Annotated in this window: 14 protein-coding genes and 1 pseudogene; 13 read left to right on the top strand and 2 right to left on the bottom strand. The window is 68.8% G+C overall.

The genetic code is table 11. The annotated features are described in order from the left end of the window. Window positions 1-114: 114 nt before the first annotated feature. Window positions 115-558 (bottom strand): SRPBCC family protein, encoded by a 444-nt coding sequence (locus tag ACIP6U_RS18290; RefSeq protein WP_401718449.1) that lies wholly within the window; start codon window positions 556-558, stop codon window positions 115-117. A gap of 167 nt (window positions 559-725) precedes the next feature. On the opposite strand from ACIP6U_RS18290, the gene ACIP6U_RS18285 reads away from it, so the two are divergent. The 4 genes and pseudogenes from ACIP6U_RS18285 to ACIP6U_RS18270 all read left to right on the top strand — a co-directional run bounded on the left by ACIP6U_RS18285 (window position 726) and on the right by ACIP6U_RS18270 (window position 4,495). Beyond that, complete coding sequence (locus tag ACIP6U_RS18285) at window positions 726-1,769, top strand: Rv2578c family radical SAM protein (protein ID WP_401718446.1); 1,044 nt, start codon at window positions 726-728, stop codon at window positions 1,767-1,769. Window positions 1,770-1,904: 135 nt separating this feature from the next. Next, the gene (locus ACIP6U_RS18280; protein WP_401718443.1) at window positions 1,905-3,482 is read left to right on the top strand and encodes an alpha/beta hydrolase; all 1,578 of its coding nucleotides are present in this window, start codon (window positions 1,905-1,907) and stop codon (window positions 3,480-3,482) included. 81 nt (window positions 3,483-3,563) lie between these two features. Beyond that, window positions 3,564-3,962 carry a RidA family protein gene (locus ACIP6U_RS18275; RefSeq protein ID WP_401718440.1) on the top strand — a complete coding sequence of 133 codons (399 nt, stop codon included), beginning with the start codon at window positions 3,564-3,566 and terminating at the stop codon, window positions 3,960-3,962. A gap of 32 nt (window positions 3,963-3,994) precedes the next feature. Further along, window positions 3,995-4,495, top strand: a pseudogene (locus tag ACIP6U_RS18270) (GNAT family N-acetyltransferase). 40 nt (window positions 4,496-4,535) lie between these two features. Here ACIP6U_RS18270 and ACIP6U_RS18265 read toward each other — a convergent pair. Then, window positions 4,536-5,111 carry an adenylosuccinate lyase gene (locus ACIP6U_RS18265; RefSeq protein ID WP_401718438.1) on the bottom strand — a complete coding sequence of 192 codons (576 nt, stop codon included), beginning with the start codon at window positions 5,109-5,111 and terminating at the stop codon, window positions 4,536-4,538. A gap of 384 nt (window positions 5,112-5,495) precedes the next feature. Here ACIP6U_RS18265 and ACIP6U_RS18260 point away from each other — a divergent pair, with 384 nt between their 5' ends. From ACIP6U_RS18260 to pssA, 9 genes are all read left to right on the top strand, one after another. Then, window positions 5,496-7,301, top strand: a complete 1,806-nt coding sequence (locus ACIP6U_RS18260; RefSeq protein WP_401718435.1) for a 3-hydroxyacyl-CoA dehydrogenase family protein — start codon at window positions 5,496-5,498, stop codon at window positions 7,299-7,301. 160 nt (window positions 7,302-7,461) lie between these two features. Continuing rightward, window positions 7,462-8,274: a TetR family transcriptional regulator gene (locus tag ACIP6U_RS18255; protein WP_401718433.1), complete on the top strand. Its 813-nt coding sequence runs from the start codon at window positions 7,462-7,464 to the stop codon at window positions 8,272-8,274. A gap of 391 nt (window positions 8,275-8,665) precedes the next feature. Continuing rightward, a complete protein-coding gene (gene ccrA, locus ACIP6U_RS18250) occupies window positions 8,666-10,009 on the top strand; it encodes a crotonyl-CoA carboxylase/reductase (protein WP_401718431.1) in 1,344 nt (447 codons plus the stop codon). Between the two features lie 17 nt (window positions 10,010-10,026). After that, window positions 10,027-12,075: a protein meaA gene (locus tag ACIP6U_RS18245; protein ID WP_401718428.1), complete on the top strand. Its 2,049-nt coding sequence runs from the start codon at window positions 10,027-10,029 to the stop codon at window positions 12,073-12,075. Further along, the gene (locus ACIP6U_RS18240; protein WP_401718425.1) at window positions 12,072-13,043 is read left to right on the top strand and encodes an HpcH/HpaI aldolase/citrate lyase family protein; all 972 of its coding nucleotides are present in this window, start codon (window positions 12,072-12,074) and stop codon (window positions 13,041-13,043) included. Before ACIP6U_RS18245 ends, ACIP6U_RS18240 begins: the two co-directional genes overlap by 4 nt. A 2-nt stretch (window positions 13,044-13,045) precedes the next feature. After that, a complete protein-coding gene (locus ACIP6U_RS18235) occupies window positions 13,046-13,558 on the top strand; it encodes a MaoC family dehydratase (protein WP_401718550.1) in 513 nt (170 codons plus the stop codon). Window positions 13,559-13,560: 2 nt separating this feature from the next. Continuing rightward, window positions 13,561-14,766 (top strand): acyl-CoA dehydrogenase family protein, encoded by a 1,206-nt coding sequence (locus ACIP6U_RS18230; protein ID WP_401718422.1) that lies wholly within the window; start codon window positions 13,561-13,563, stop codon window positions 14,764-14,766. Window positions 14,767-14,936: 170 nt separating this feature from the next. Beyond that, window positions 14,937-15,593 (top strand): phosphatidylserine decarboxylase, encoded by a 657-nt coding sequence (locus ACIP6U_RS18225; protein ID WP_401718547.1) that lies wholly within the window; start codon window positions 14,937-14,939, stop codon window positions 15,591-15,593. A gap of 58 nt (window positions 15,594-15,651) precedes the next feature. Beyond that, window positions 15,652-16,434 (top strand): CDP-diacylglycerol--serine O-phosphatidyltransferase, encoded by a 783-nt coding sequence (pssA, locus tag ACIP6U_RS18220; protein ID WP_124002281.1) that lies wholly within the window; start codon window positions 15,652-15,654, stop codon window positions 16,432-16,434. The last annotated feature ends 65 nt before the right edge of the window (window positions 16,435-16,499 follow it).

Below are 16,499 nucleotides of genomic sequence, written 5' to 3'. Positions count from 1 at the left end.
ACTGCGAGCAAGCACGACGAGTTACGGCAGAACGGCTCGACGGGTGGAGATCCACTCGAACCGGTGAGGGCCGTCAACGCCCCCGGAACGCCGGGGACTTGCCCGACACAGGGCCTACTTCTCGACCTCGACGGCCAGCTTGTCCAGGATCGCGTCGTAGATCCGGCCGAGGCCCTTGGGCGCGAACGTCTTCTCGAAGAAGCCGCCGATGCCGCCGGCGCCGTTCCAGACGGTGCTCACGACGACCCGGGACTTGCCCTCGCCGGCCGGGGTGACCCGCCAGGTGGTGACCATCGAGGAGTTGCGGTCCTTCTCGACGAGTTCGCCGTCGGTGGGCTCGCTCACCTCCAGGAGGCAGTCCCGCACGCGCTTGCTGGTCGCCTGGAGCTTCCAGTGGACGAGGGTGCCCTCGCCGTCACCGCCCTCACGTACCTCGTACTCGCTGAACTGCTCGGGCAGCACCTTCGCGCGCGTGCCGCTGTAGTCGGCGAGCGCGTCGAACACCGTCTCCGCGTCCGCCGCGACGATGCGCTCCGTAGTGGCCTCGACCTGCGCCATCGATTTCCTCCAGGACCTGGGTTCTCGGTGTCGGGGCCAGCCAACCACCCCCGCGCACGGCCGCCCAAATCGGGGGCCCGGGGCCTTCGAGGCGATCGGGAATGACACTTGCACAGCAATTCGAACAAGTGTTTCACTCTGGGGGCAGGCCTACCGAAGGAGGCGTCATGCGCTGGGAGAACCTCACCGTCGAGTCCGGCGGCCACAGCCGGCCGAACGACGCCGCGCTGTTCGGCGCGGACGCCGTGATCACCCGCACCTTCGACACCCCCGAGTTCCGCGGTATCACCTTCCACGAGGTGCGCGCCCGCTCGATCATCAACCGAGTGCCGGGGGCCTCCCGAATGCCGTTCGAATGGACGGTGAACCCCTATCGCGGCTGCTCGCACGCGTGCGTGTACTGCTTCGCCCGCAAGACGCACAGCTATCTGGACCTGGACACGGGGATCGACTTCGACTCCCAGATCGTGGTCAAGACGAACGCGCCGGATCTGCTGCGCCGCCAGCTCGGCTCGCGGCGCTGGCAGGGCGAGCACATAGCGATGGGCACCAACGTCGACTGCTACCAGCGCGCCGAGGGCCGCTACGGCCTGATGCCGGGGATCATCTCCGCGCTGCGCGACCACGCCAACCCCTTCTCGATCCTGACGAAGGGCACGCTGATCCTGCGCGACCTCGATCTGCTGCGGCAGGCCGCCGAGGTGACCGACGTGGGCATCTCCGTCTCGGTCGGCTTCACCGACCCCGAGCTGTGGCGCACCGTGGAGCCGGGCACGCCCGCCCCGGAGCGTCGCCTGGACGTCGTCCGCGCCCTCGCCGAGCAGGGCATCGACTGCGGGGTCCTGATGGCCCCGGTGCTCCCGTTCCTGAGCGACGACCCGGCCCAACTGCGCGCCACCGTGCGCGCGATCGCCGCCTCCGGGGCCTCCTCGGTCACGCCTCTGGTGCTGCATCTGCGCCCCGGCGCCCGCGAGTGGTTCATGGCGTGGCTCGGCCGGCACCACCCGTATCTGGTGCGCCGCTACGAGCGGCTGTACGCGGACGGCGCGTACGCCCCGAAGTGGTACCAGCGCCGGATCACCCGTCAGGTCCACGAGCTGGCCCAGGAGTACGGGATCGGCCCCACGCGCGCGGGGATGCCCCGGCGGATCACGCCCCCGGAGCCGGCCGAGGAGGCGGTGTCCGAACCGACCCAACTCTCGCTGATCTGAGAGCGTTCGAGCGCATCCCTCGCTCCGATCGGGTCAAGTATCGGCAGAACGCGTTCTTCCGGTGCGCCTTTCCGGGACGATGCGGCGAGGACCACGAGCCCCGCGGTCCGAAACCCTCCGTCCTGGGAGGACTCCATGAGAAAACGCGCAGCAGTACTGTGCGGCGTCGCCGTCGTGGTGGCCGGAACCTTCACGGCCGTGCCCGCCGACGCGAGCGCCCCGAGCAGCGCGGCGGCCGCTCCCGTCGCGAAGCTCACCTGGAAGAAATGCGGCACCACCGACTATCCGACGCTCCAGTGCGCGTCCCTCAAAGTGCCCCTCGATCACGCGAAGCCGCACGGGCGGCAGATCACCCTCGCCCTCTCGCGCGTGCCGCACACCGCGAGCAAGAGCCAGGGTCCCCTGCTGGTCAACCCCGGCGGTCCCGGCGGCAGCGGCCTCTCGCTCGCCGGCTTCGTCGCGTCCTCGCTGCCCAAGGCGGTGGCGTCCCAGTACGACGTCATCGGCTTCGACCCGCGCGGGGTCGGCGCGAGCCGACCGGCCCTCGACTGCAAGCCGGGCTACTTCAACCCGGTGCGCCCGGACTCGGTGCCGAGCACACCGGCGATCGAGAAGGCCAACCTCAAGCGCGCCAAGTCCTTCGCCGACGCCTGCGGCAAGAAGTACGCGAGCCTGCTGCCGTACATCGACACGATCAGCGCCGTGCGGGACATGGACTCGATCCGGGCCGCACTCGGCGCCAAGAAGATCAACTACTTCGGTTACTCGTACGGCACCTACCTGGGCGCGGTCTACGCGAAGCTCTTCCCCGAGCGCGTACGGCGCCTGGTCCTGGACTCGATCGTCGACCCCACGGGCGTCTGGTACGACGACAACATCGGGCAGGACTACGCCTTCAACGACCGCCAGCGCGCCCTGATGGCGTGGATCGCGAAGTACGACTCGACGTACAAGCTCGGCACCGATCCGGAGAAGATCGAGGCCAAGTGGTACGCGGCGCGCAAGGCGCTGGCCAAGAAGCCGGCGGGCGGCAAGGTGGGCGCCTCGGAGTTCGAGGACACCTTCATCCCGGGCGGCTACTACAACGGCTACTGGCCCTACCTGGCCGAGGCGTTCGCCGCCTACGTGAACGACAAGAACGCCGATCCGCTGGTGGAGGCGTACGAGAACTTCGCCGCCATCGACGCCTCCGGGGACAACGGCTACAGCGTCTACACCGCGGTGCAGTGCCGTGACGCCTCCTGGCCGCGCGACTGGAACCAGTGGCGCAAGGACAACTGGGCGGTGTACGACAAGGCGCCCTTCATGGCCTGGAACAACGCCTGGTACAACGCGCCGTGCGCGTTCTGGCCGACGGACACCAAGCGCCCGATCAACATCGCCAACGGCAAGCTGCCGCCGGTGCTGCTGTTCCAGGCGACCAACGACGCGGCCACCCCGTACGAGGGCGGCGCGACGGTCCATCGCCTGCTCGCGGGCTCCAGTTTCGTGGTCGAGCAGGGCGGCGGGAACCACGGCATCACGCTGAGCGGGAACGCCTGCCTGGACAAGTACCTGGCGGACTACCTGAGCACCGGCAAGGTGCCACGCGGTCACGGTGAGGTCGACGCGGTGTGCCAGAAACTGCCGGACCCCGCGCCGCTGAGCTCCGCCGCGGCGGCGAAGTCCACCCGCGGTTCGACCCTGCACGGTCTGGTCGGCTTCCGCGGCTGAGCCCCCACCCGGGCATCCGCGCATGAGACCCCGTCGGGGGCGGAGATCCAGGTTGTCAGACCCATGGTCCACGATGGACGCATGAGTGAGACGACCAGGATTCCCGCCCCCGACGGGGTTTTCCCCGCCGCCCAGTACAGCCACGTCGTCATCGGCACCGGCCGCTTCGTCGCGATCTCCGGTCAGCTCGCCCTCGACGAGGACGGCAAGCTCGTCGGCGAGGGTGACGCCGAGGCTCAGGCGCGCCAGGTCTTCGAGAACCTCCGCCGCTGTCTGACCGCGGCCGGCGCGACCTTCGACGACGTCGTCAAACTCACCTACTTCGTCACGGACATGGCCCACCTGCCGGCGATCCGCGCGGCCCGCGCCGGCCACATACCCGACGACCGCCTCCCGGCCGCCTCGGCGGTCCAGGTCGCGGCGCTGGTGCGGCCGGAGTTCCTGATGGAGGTCGAGGCGTTCGCGGTCGTGGCCGAGTGAGCGCGTCTTCGACCTGTCTTCAGGTCCGGGACATGACGCTCGCCGACTGCGACCCGGTCGCCGAGATCCGCGTCCGCGGCTGGCGCAGCGCGTACCGCGGGCTGATCCCCCAGCCGTACCTCGACGCGATGAGTGTGCAGAAGGACGCCGACCGCCAACGCGCGCGCCTGCTCCAGGGCGACGGCAGCGTGGTGAACATCGTGGCCGAGCGGGACGGCGAAGTCGTCGGCTGAGCCTGCCACGGGCCCTACCGGGACGGTGAAGTGCCCGCCGGGGGTGTGGAGTTGTACGCGATCTATGTGGACCCTGACCATCAGGGCACGGGTGCCGGACGCGCGCTGCTCGAGGAGTCGGTACGGCGGTGCGTGGCCGTCGACCTCACGCGCATGTACCTCTGGGTCCTCGAAGGGAACGCGCCCGCCCGGCGCTTCTACGAGCGCGCCGGATTCCGGGCCGACGGCACCGAGGAGCCCTTCGATGTGGACGGGGTCGAGGTGCCCGAGGTGCGGTACGCCAGGAACCTCACGCTCTAGGAAGCTCACACGCCGAACGCTCCGACCACTGCGAACCGCGTCAGCGCTGCCGCGGAATCCGCCCCAGCGCCCCCACCGCCGCCTCCGCGAGGGCAGGGTGGGCGAGTGCCTCGGTGAGTACGGGCCGGGCGCGGCCGTCCGCCAGGCTGCCGAGTCCCTCCACGCACGCGAGGGCCACGCGCCGGTACGGGTCGTGCGGGCGCAGCCGCCGCTCCAGGGTGGTGATGAGCGCCGGCACGGACTCGGGGGCGCGCAGTTCGGTCAGCAGGCGGATCGGGTGCAGGGCGTAGGCGACGCGCAGTTCGTTGGTGGCGAGGGCGGCTGCCGCGCGGGCGGTGCGCGGGTCGCCGAGGCGGGCCAGGGCGTACGCGGCGGAGGCGCAGCGCTGCGGGTCGCGGTGGTTCAGGAACAGGACGAGGGACTCGAAGGCCCGCCGGTCGCCCGCGAGTCCGAGCTTGAACGCGGTCAACTCCCTCGCCCACAGCGGCTGTCCGGGCTCGGTGAGCGCGTCGGCCAGCGCGTCGGGGTCTTCGACCACCACGAGCCGGTCGTACACGGCGGACGCTCCCGCCTCCGTCCGTAAACGCTCAGTGAGCGATCGCAACTCTTCGTCCATGGCACCGAGCGTAGGGGCGCCCGCGATCTCTCGGGACCTACATCACAAAGACGTACAACTACGAGAACCGGACAGGGGCTGGCGCGCTCGTTACTCACGGGTTAAGCTCAGACGAGCGAGTTACCCACTCGCGGCATTCCTTGCGGTGGCCTGGTGACGCAGCCGCCGCGAGAACAAGCGGTTCGGTGCTCAACGCACCGAGGTAGGACCCGGCTTGGGACAGGGCCGGTCACTCTTCACCGTTTCCCCGGGCGTGTGCGCTCGTAGCCCGTAACACCCGCACTCCTCACGCACCCGGTGCGCCACCGGTCCGGCTTCGGCCCGGTTCTCTCGGCGCACCCGGGCGTGCTCCCAGTCGTCACCCCTCATTCCTGGAGTCCCGCGATGGCCACTCCCCTGTCCCACTCCCCTCTCTCCCCGATCAAAACCGTCGCCGTCGTCGGCCTCGGCACGATGGGCACCGGTATCACCGAGGTCCTCGCCAAGGCCGGCCGCGAGGTCGTCGGCATCGACGTCAGCGAGGCCGCGACCGCGCAGGCCGTCGCCGCCCTGGAGACCGCCACCGCCCGCGCCGTGACACGGGGCCGGCTGACCGAGCCCGAGCGCGCCGAACTGCTCGCCCGGGTCCGCACCTCCACCGACCTGCGGGCCGCGGCCGACGCCGACCTCGTCATCGAGGTGGCGCCGGAGTCGTACGAGATCAAGCAGCAGATCTTCCGTGAGCTGGACGGGATCGTGCGGCCGGAGACGATCCTGGCGACCGGGACCAACGCCCTGTCCGTGACCCGGCTCGCGGCCGACTCGGCCCGGCCGGAGCGGGTGTTGGGCCTGCACTTCTTCAACCCGGCGCCCGCGATGCGGCTGGTCGAGGTCGTCTCGTCCGTGCTGACCGCGCCCACGGCCGTCAGCGCGGTCACCAACCTCGCCCTCGACCTCGGCAAGGAGCCCGTCGCGGTCGGCGACCGGCCCGGATTCGTCGCGGACGGGCTGCTGTTCGGCTATCTCAACCAGGCCGCCGCGATGTACGAGGCCAAGTACGCCTCCCGCGAGGACATCGACGCGGCGATGCGGCTCGGCTGCGGACTGCCCATGGGCCCGCTCGCGCTGCTCGACCTGATCGGCGTCGACACCGCCCGCACGGTCCTGGAGGCCATGTACGCCGCGTCCCACGACCGGCTGCACGCCCCCGCGCCGATCCTGAAGCAGCTCAGCGAGGCGGGCCTGACCGGCCGCAAGTCGGGCCGCGGCTTCTACACCTACGAGGCCCCGGGCAGCGCCGTCGTCGTGCGGGACGCGCTGACACCGCTGGACGGCTCCGCCCTCACGCCCGGCCGCCCGGTCCACTCGGTCGGCGTCGCCGGCTCCGGGACCATGGCGTCCGGCATCGCCGAGGTCTTCGCCAAGGCCGGGTACGAGGTCGTGCTCGCCGCGCGCAGCGAGGAGAAGGCGCAGACCGCCAAGGCCCGGATCGGCAAATCCCTCTCGCGCTCCGTCGACAAGGGACGGCTGACCGCCGAGGCCGCCGCGGAGACCCTGGACCGGATCACCGCGGCGGGCTCCTACGACTCCTTCGCCGATGTCGACCTGGCCGTCGAGGCGGTCGCCGAGGACCTGGAGATCAAGCAGCAGCTGTTCGCCACCCTGGACAAGGTCTGCAAGCCGGGCACGGTCCTGGCCACCACCACCTCGTCCTTGCCCGTCGTCGCCTGCGCCCGCGCCACCTCGCGCCCGCAGGACGTGATCGGCATGCACTTCTTCAACCCGGCACCGGCGATGAAGCTGGTCGAGGTCGTCCGTACGGTGTTGACGGCCGAGGACGTCCACTCAACGGTCCGCGAGGTCTGCGTCAAGATCAAGAAGCATGCCGTCGACTGTGGCGACCGGGCCGGATTCATCGTCAACGCCTTGCTTTTCCCGTACCTCAACAACGCGATCAAGATGGTGCAGGAGCACTACGCGACTCTTGACGACATCGACGCGGCGATGAAGTTGGGCGGCGGCTACCCGATGGGGCCGTTCGAACTCCTCGACGTGGTCGGGCTCGACGTCTCCTTGGCGATCGAGAAGGTCCTGCACCGCGAGTTCCGCGATCCGGGCCTGGCTCCCGCCCCGCTCCTGGAGCATCTGGTGGCCGCGGGCTGCCTCGGCCGCAAGACGGGCCGTGGCTTCCGCGAATATGCCCGGCGCTGAGGGCGCCGGCGACTGGTTCGCGACGGAGGCGGACTGGGGCGGGCTGCTCGATCCGGGCGGCCCGCACCCGCTCCACCGGCCCGCCGTGCCCCCGCCCGTGCCGGTCCGGGGAAACCCCCGACGTGCGCACCAAGCTGCGCACATGCAGTACGTTCGGGGCATGTCCCAGCCCGCCAAGTCCTCACGTACACCAGCTACGCCCGACGCGCCGGAGAGCGCCGCAGGCAGTCGCGCGGCGGCCCAGCGGCTCAAGATGCGCCGCGAGTTGGCGGCCGCGGCGATGGAGCTGTTCTCCACCAAGGGGTACGAGGCGACCACGGTCGACGAGATCGCGGCGGCGGCCGGCGTGGCCCGCCGCACCTTCTTCCGGCACTTCCGTTCCAAGGAAGAGGCGATCTTCCCGGACCACGACGACACGTTGATCCGCGCGGAGGCCGTGCTGAACGCGGCACCGGCGCACGAGCACCCGCTGGACACGGTGTGCCGGGGCATCAAGGAAGTCATGCGGATGTACGCGGCCCGGCCGGAGATCTCGGTCGCCCGCTACAAGCTCACGCGCGAGGTGCCCACCCTGCGCGAGGCGGAGATCGCGTCGGTGGCCCGCTACGAGCGGCTCTTCACCCGCTACCTGCTGGGTCACTTCGACGAGCACGCGCACGACGACGACGCCAACGACGACCCGCTGCTGGCCGAGGTCGCCGCGTCCGCCGTGGTCACGGCCCACAACCACGTCCTGCGGCGCTGGCTGCGGGCCGGCGGCCAGGGAGACGTGGAGGCCCAGCTGGACCACGCCTTCGCGATCGTGCGCAAGACGTTCGGGACGGGGATCGGCGCCGGGCGCACGGCCCCGCCGAAGCCGCCGACGCTCGCGGCGGTCTCCACCCAGGGCGAGGTCCTGGTGACCGTCGCCCGCACGGACGCCCCGCTGGACGAGGTCATGCGGACGATCGAAGAGGCCCTCAGGGACCGCTGAGCGGCAGCACATCTGCCGGCTCTCCTGCCAACTCCTCTGTGATGACGGCCACCCCTCGGGGTGGCCGTTTTGGCATGTCAGGGCACCTTTTCGCGCGGATTCCAGAGCCCGTTCGATCGATCATCGCTCATTTGTTACGTAAAGATTTCACCCGAGAGGAATTCCTGGCACTCAGTGCCTTGCAAGGTGACACGCGGTGTCATACGTTGAAGGAGTCCGGGCGGCCGGCGTGCAGAGACCTCACGTACGCCGGCTGTCCCAGCAAGTCATCGACCTGCCCGCCCGGACGCCTGCGTCACAGGCAACCTCCCGCGCCACAAAGCGCCCTCAGCAGCACCGACGTAACCCTCAGCGTCTCCCCCTCAAGACGCCATTCGCCGGAGGCATCACCGTGACCGTGAAGGACATCCTGGACGCGATCCAGTCGCCGGACTCCACGCCGGGCGACTTCGCCGCCCTGCCGCTCCCCGAGTCGTACCGCGCGATCACCGTGCACAAGGACGAGACGGAGATGTTCGCGGGCATGCAGACCCGCGACAAGGACCCGCGCAAGTCGCTCCACCTGGACGACGTGCCCCTGCCCGAACTGGGCCCGGGCGAGGCCCTGGTGGCCGTCATGGCCTCCTCGGTCAACTACAACTCCGTGTGGACCTCGATCTTCGAGCCGCTGTCGACCTTCGGCTTCCTGGAGCGCTACGGCAAGGTCAGCGAGCTCACCAAGCGGCACGACCTGCCGTACCACATCATCGGCTCCGACCTCGCGGGCGTGGTCCTGCGCACCGGCCCCGGCGTGAACGCCTGGAAGCCGGGCGACGAGGTCGTCGCGCACTGCCTCTCCGTCGAGCTGGAGTCCAGCGACGGGCACAACGACACGATGCTCGACCCCGAGCAGCGCATCTGGGGCTTCGAGACCAACTTCGGCGGCCTCGCCGAGATCGCCCTGGTCAAGTCCAACCAGCTCATGCCCAAGCCGGACCACCTCAGCTGGGAGGAGGCCGCCTCCCCGGGGCTGGTCAACTCCACCGCGTACCGCCAGCTGGTGTCCCGCAACGGCGCCGGCATGAAGCAGGGCGACAACGTGCTGATCTGGGGCGCCAGCGGCGGACTCGGCTCGTACGCCACCCAGTTCGCGCTGGCCGGCGGTGCCACGCCGATCTGTGTCGTCTCCAGCCCCGAGAAGGCCGACATCTGCCGGGCGATGGGCGCCGAGGCCGTCATCGACCGCAACGCGGAGGGCTACAAGTTCTGGAAGGACGAGCGGACCCAGGACCCGAAAGAATGGAAGCGGTTCGGCAAGCGCATCCGTGAACTCACCGGCGGCGAGGACATCGACATCGTCTTCGAGCACCCCGGCCGCGAGACCTTCGGCGCCTCCGTGTACGTGACCCGCAAGGGCGGCACCATCACCACCTGCGCCTCGACCTCGGGCTACATGCACGAGTACGACAACCGCTACCTGTGGATGTCCCTGAAGCGGATCATCGGCTCGCACTTCGCCAACTACCGCGAGGCCTGGGAGGCCAACCGGCTGATCGCGAAGGGCAAGATCCACCCCACCCTGTCGCGGGTGTACTCCCTGGAGGACACCGGACAGGCCGCCTACGACGTGCACCGCAACCTCCACCAGGGCAAGGTCGGAGTGCTGTGCCTGGCGCCCGAGGAGGGCCTGGGCGTGCGCGACCACGAGAAGCGCGCCCAGCACGTCGACGCCATCAACCGCTTCCGCAACGTCTGAGACACCCGAGGTCATAGATGACTGAGCGTCAGAATGCCGACGGCATGCGGGAGAAGGACCGGCCGTGGCTCATGCGCACGTATGCCGGTCACTCCACGGCCGAGGCGTCCAACGAGCTGTACCGGCGCAACCTCGCCAAGGGCCAGACCGGTCTGTCGGTGGCGTTCGACCTGCCGACGCAGACCGGCTACGACTCCGACCACGTCCTCGCCCGCGGCGAGGTCGGCCGGGTCGGCGTGCCGATCGCGCACCTCGGTGACATGCGCCGGCTGTTCCAGGACATCCCCCTGGAGCAGATGAACACCTCGATGACGATCAACGCCACCGCCATGTGGCTGCTGGCGCTCTACCAGGTCGTCGCCGAGGAGCAGGGCGCCGACATCACCCAGCTCTCCGGCACGACCCAGAACGACATCGTCAAGGAGTACCTGTCCCGGGGCACGCACGTGTTCCCGCCGGTGCCCTCGCTCCGGCTGACGACGGACATGATCGCGTACACGGTCTCCCACCTGCCGAAGTGGAACCCGATCAACATCTGCAGCTACCACTTGCAGGAGGCGGGCGCCACGCCGGTGCAGGAGATCGCGTACGCGATGTCCACGGCGATCGCGGTGCTCGACGCCGTGCGCGACTCGGGCCAGGTGCCCGCCGAGAAGTTCGGTGACGTGGTCGCCCGTATCTCCTTCTTCGTGAACGCCGGTGTGCGGTTCATCGAGGAGATGTGCAAGATGCGGGCGTTCGGCCGGATCTGGGACCAGGTCACGCGGGAGCGGTACGGCATCGAGAACGCCAAGCAGCGGCGCTTCCGGTACGGCGTCCAGGTCAACTCGCTGGGGCTGACGGAGGCCCAGCCGGAGAACAACGTCCAGCGGATCGTGCTGGAGATGCTCGCCGTGACGCTGTCCAAGGACGCACGCGCGCGTGCCGTGCAACTCCCGGCCTGGAACGAGGCGTTGGGCCTGCCCCGTCCCTGGGACCAGCAGTGGTCGCTGCGCATCCAGCAGGTGCTCGCCCACGAGAGCGACCTGCTGGAGTACGCGGACATCTTCGACGGCTCGCACGTCATCGAGGCGAAGGTGGCGGTGCTCGTCGAGGAGTCGCTCGCGGAGATGGCGCGGATCGAGGAGATGGGCGGCGCGATGGCCGCCGTGGAGTCGGGCTACCTCAAGTCGCAGCTCGTCTCCTCGCACGCCGAGCGCAGGGCTCGTATTGAATCCGGTCAAGAGAAGATCGTGGGCGTCAACATCTACGAGACGACCGAGCCCAATCCATTGACGGCCGATCTCGATACAGCCATCCAGACAGTCGATCCGGCTGTCGAGGCTCAGGTCATCGCCTCGCTCCAGCACTGGCGTGACACGCGCTACCAGCCGCCCTTCAACCACCCGCGCCCGTGCAAGGCGCTGGAGCGGCTGAAGGAGGCCGCCAAGGGCACCGACAACCTCATGGAGGCCACCCTGGAGTGCGCCCGCGCGGGTGTCACGACCGGCGAGTGGGCCGGGGCCCTGCGCGAGGTGTTCGGGGAGTTCCGGGCGCCGACGGGCGTCTCGTCGGCGCCGGTGGCGGTGCCGGCCGAGGAGGGCTCGGCGATGAGCGAGGTGCGCCGCAAGGTGGACCTGACGGCGAAGGACCTCGGCGTCGGCAAGCTGCGCTTCCTGGTCGGCAAGCCGGGCCTGGACGGGCACTCCAACGGCGCCGAGCAGATTGCCGTACGCGCGCGTGACGCCGGCTTCGAAGTCGTCTACCAGGGCATCAGGCTGACGCCCGAGCAGATCGTGGACGCGGCCGTCGCCGAGGACGTGCACGCGGTCGGTCTGTCCATCCTGTCCGGCTCGCACGCGCAGCTGGTCCCGGACGTGCTGGAGCGGCTCCGTGTGGCCGGTGCCACAGATATACCCGTGATCGCCGGTGGCATCATCCCCAATGGTGACGCCGAGCAGCTGCGGGCCGCCGGAGTGGCCGCGGTCTTCACCCCGAAGGACTTCGACATCACCGGCATCATCGGCCGCATCGTCGACGAGATCCGGAAAGCGAACAAGCTCGACCCTCTGGAGGTCCCCGCATGACCACGCCCGCCCCCGTGAACCGGCTCCGGCCGCGGCGCTCCTGCCTCGCGGTCCCCGGGAGCAACCCGCGCTTCCTGGAGAAGGCGCAGGGCCTCCCCGCCGACCAGGTCTTCCTCGACCTGGAGGACGCGTGCGCCCCGCTCGCCAAGCCGGAGGCACGGCACACGATCGTCAAGTTCCTCAACGAGGGTGACTGGACGGGCAAGACGAGGGTCGTGCGCGTCAACGACTGGACGACCGAGTGGACGTACCGCGATGTCGTCACGGTCGTCGAGGGCGCGGGTCCCAACCTCGACTGCATCATGCTGCCGAAGGTCCAGGACGCCCAGCAGGTCGTGGCGCTGGACCTGTTGCTGACGCAGATCGAGAAGACGATGGGCTTCGAGGTCGGCAAGATCGGTATTGAGGCGCAGATCGAGAACGCGCAGGGTCTCAACAACGTCAATGCGATCGCTCAAGCCAGTCAACGTGTCGAGACGATCATCTTCGGCCCGGCCGACTTCATGGCGTCGATCAACATGAAGTCGCTCGTCGTGGGCGAACAGCCGCCCGGCTACCCGGCGGACGCCTACCACTACATCCTGATGAAGATCCTGATGGCGGCCCGCGCCAACAACCTCCAGGCGATCGACGGCCCCTACCTCCAGATCCGCAACGTGGACGGCTACCGCGAGGTCGCGCGGCGCGCCGCCGCGCTCGGCTTCGACGGCAAGTGGGTACTGCACCCGGGCCAGGTCGAGGCGTCCAACGAGATCTTCTCGCCCTCCCAGGAGGACTTCGACCACGCCGAGCTGATCCTGGACGCGTACGAGTACTACACGTCCGAGGCGGGCGGCAAGAAGGGCTCGGCGATGATCGGCGACGAGATGATCGACGAGGCCAGCCGCAAGATGGCGCTGGTCATCTCCGGCAAGGGGCGCGCGGCCGGCATGAAGCGCACCACCGAGTTCGAGATTCCGGAGGCGTGAGCATGCAGTTCGGGCGCACCTACGAGGAGTTCGAGGTCGGGGCCGTCTACAAGCACTGGCCCGGGAAGACGGTCACGGAGTACGACGACCATCTGTTCTGTCTCCTCACCATGAACCACCACCCGCTCCACCTGGACGCCAACTACGCCGAGAACACGACGGACTTCGGCAAGAACGTGGTGGTCGGGAACTACATCTACTCGCTGCTGCTGGGCATGTCGGTACCTGACGTCTCCGGCAAGGCGATCGCCAACCTGGAGATCGAGTCGCTCAAGCACGTGGCGCCGACCTTCCACGGCGACACGCTGTACGGCGAGACGACCGTGCTCGACAAGACGCCCTCGAAGTCGAAGAACGACCGCGGGATCGTCCATGTGGAGACCAAGGGCTACAAGCAGGACGGCACGCTGGTCTGCGTGTTCCGCCGCAAGGTGATGGTGCCGACCGAGACGTACATCAAGGAGCGCGGCGGCGAGCAGCCGGGCCGCCCCGACCTGAAGCAGCAGGAGAAGTAGCCATGGCGCGCCTCGCCCAGACCGCCGGTCTGACCGATGTCCAGCAGGAGATCCTGTCCACCGTCCGCGACTTCGTGGACAAGGAGATCATCCCGGTCGCGACCGAGCTGGAGCACCGCGACGAGTATCCGCAGCAGATCGTCGACGGGCTCAAGGAGTTGGGCCTGTTCGGTCTGATGATCCCCGAGGAGTACGGGGGTCTGGGCGAGTCGTTGCTCACCTACGCCCTGTGCGTCGAGGAGATCGCCCGCGGGTGGATGTCGGTGTCCGGCATCATCAACACCCATTTCATCGTGGCCTACATGCTCAAGCAGCACGGCACCCAGGAGCAGCGGGAGCACTTCCTGCCGCGCATGGCGGCCGGCGACATCCGCGGCGCCTTCTCGATGTCGGAGCCGGGTCTCGGCTCGGACGTCTCCGCCATCACCTCCAAGGCCGTGAAGGAGGGCGACGATTACGTCCTGACCGGCCAGAAGATGTGGCTGACCAACGGTGGCACGTCAAATCTGGTCGCCGTACTCGTCCGAAGTGACGAAGGACACCCCGAAGGCACCGCGCCCCACAAGTCGATGACGACCTTCCTGGTCGAGAAGGAGCCCGGTTTCGGTGAGGTCCGTCCCGGGCTCACCATCCCCGGGAAGATCGACAAGATGGGTTACAAGGGCGTCGACACCACCGAGTTGATCATGGATGGCCTGCGCGTTCCCGCCGATCGCGTGCTCGGCGGGACCACGGGCCGAGGTTTTTACCAAATGATGGACGGCGTCGAGGTGGGCCGCGTCAACGTGGCGGCGCGTGGTTGCGGGGTCGCTCAGCGTGCCTTTGAACTGGGCGTCCGCTACGCCCAGCAACGGCACACTTTCGGCAAGCCGATCGCCCAGCACCAGGCCATCCAGTTCAAGCTGGCCGAGATGGCTACCAAGGTCGAGGCCGCCCATGCGATGATGGTCAACGCGGCACGCAAAAAGGACTCGGGGGAGCGAAACGACCTTGAGGCTGGGATGGCGAAGTACCTCGCGTCCGAGTACTGCAAGGAGGTCGTGGAGGACTCCTTCCGGATCCACGGCGGCTACGGCTTCTCCAAGGAGTACGAGATCGAGCGCCTCTACCGCGAGGCTCCGATGCTGCTGATCGGTGAAGGTACCGCCGAGATCCAGAAAATGATCATCGGTCGCAGGCTGCTCGAAGAGTATCGATTCCAGGGCTAGATGTCCGGATACGGGGTGTTTTCTTGGAGAAGAAGATCACACCCCGTCAGCACCCTTCAGCCGCCGACTCGGCTTCCTGGCTTACCCAGTTGTGGCCGACGACCGGTACGATCCCGGGAAAGCCGCCGTCCCCCGTTACAGCGCGGCATCATCCGCTACGAAGGTCATCCATGCCCCACAGCCAAACCTCTGCACCACGCGACAGCCGGGCCGGCGTACGCCTCGCGCGCGGAGCATCGCCGTGGCTTCTCCCGACCGTCGCCACCGCAGCCCTCAGCCTGGTACGCGCGCGCAAGTCCGGCGCCGCCAAGGCTGTCGCCGTGCCCGCCACCGTGCTCGCGGCGGGCATGCTGTGGTTCTTCCGCGACCCCGAGCGAGAGATCGGCCCGGGCCGGGTCATCTCGCCCGCCGACGGTGTGGTGCAGAGCATCATGCCGTGGAAGGACGGTCGCACCCGCGTCGCGATCTTCATGAGCCCGCTCAACGTCCACGTCAACCGCGCGCCGCTCTCCGGCGAGGTGACGTCGGTCGAGCACATCCCCGGCGGGTTCGTTCCGGCGTTCAACAAGGAGAGCGAGAACAACGAGCGCGTAGTCTGGCATTTCGACACCGAACTCGGCGACATCGAGATGATCCAGATCGCCGGCGCGGTGGCCCGCCGCATCGTGCCCTACATCCCGCAGGGGACGAAGGTCGAGCAGGGCGACCGTATCGGTCTGATCCGCTTCGGCTCGCGCGTAGACATCTACCTGCCCGAGGGCGTGGAGGTGGCGGTCGAGGTCGGTCAGAAGACCGTGGCTGGGGTGACTCGCATTGACCGTGATTGATCCTGAGACGCAGGCCGGCTGGGTTCCGGAGGCCGACGAGGTGGACGACGAGGAGGAGATGCCCCTCTCTCTCCGCCTCTCGATAGCGGACACCCTCACGCTCGGCAACGCCACGTGCGGCTTCATGGCGGTGTACTTCACCACCACCGGCATCCTGATCCCGCACCTCACCGACAGCCAGGAATCGGGCATGGCGCGCAACAGCGCGGCCACCGCCGTGATCCTCATGCTGTGCGCGGCGGTGTTCGACCTGTTCGACGGCCTGGTCGCACGGAAGCTCCGCTCCTCCCCCATGGGCGCCGAGCTGGACAACCTCTCCGACCTGATCAGCTTCGGCCTGGCCCCCGCGTACTTCGTCCTGGTCTACGGGATGGTCGCGGACGACGCGTACCAGAAGGTGGCGGCGGTCGGTGCCGTCGTCGTGCTGCTGGCGGTGGTCCTACGTCTGGCGCGCTTCTCGTGCGTGACAGTGCCGAACGGCATGTTCCAAGGCATGCCATCCCCGTTCGGCGCGCTGACGGTCGTATCGATCGTGCTCCTGGAGCTGCCCTTCGTGGCGACGCTCCTGGCCATCCTCGGCACCGCCTGGCTGATGGTGAGCCGGGTCGAGTACCCGAAGCCGCGCGGCCGCCTCGCCGTGGCGATGCTGGCCTGGATCGTCGTGTCCATGGGCCTCCTGGCCGCCTGGGCCTTCGACGCCCCCAGCGGTCAGCTCCTGCTCCAGACGGGCTGCGCCCTGCAGCTGGTCATGGGCGCGGTCATCCCGCTGTTCGCCACGGCCCGCCGGGTGAACAACTTCCGCGACAACCGTCGCGAGGCGCGGGCGGCACAACTCCCGTAGGACGTCTCAGCCGTAACACTCCCGAGGGGCCCGAACCGATTCCGGTTCGGGCCCCTCGGCCGTTC

It is taken from the genome of Streptomyces sp. NPDC088794 (assembly GCF_044750545.1).
Lineage (GTDB): Bacteria > Actinomycetota > Actinomycetes > Streptomycetales > Streptomycetaceae > Streptomyces.
The sequence above is the reverse complement of the archived record's forward strand: the minus strand, read 5'-3'. Positions and strand labels throughout refer to the sequence as shown.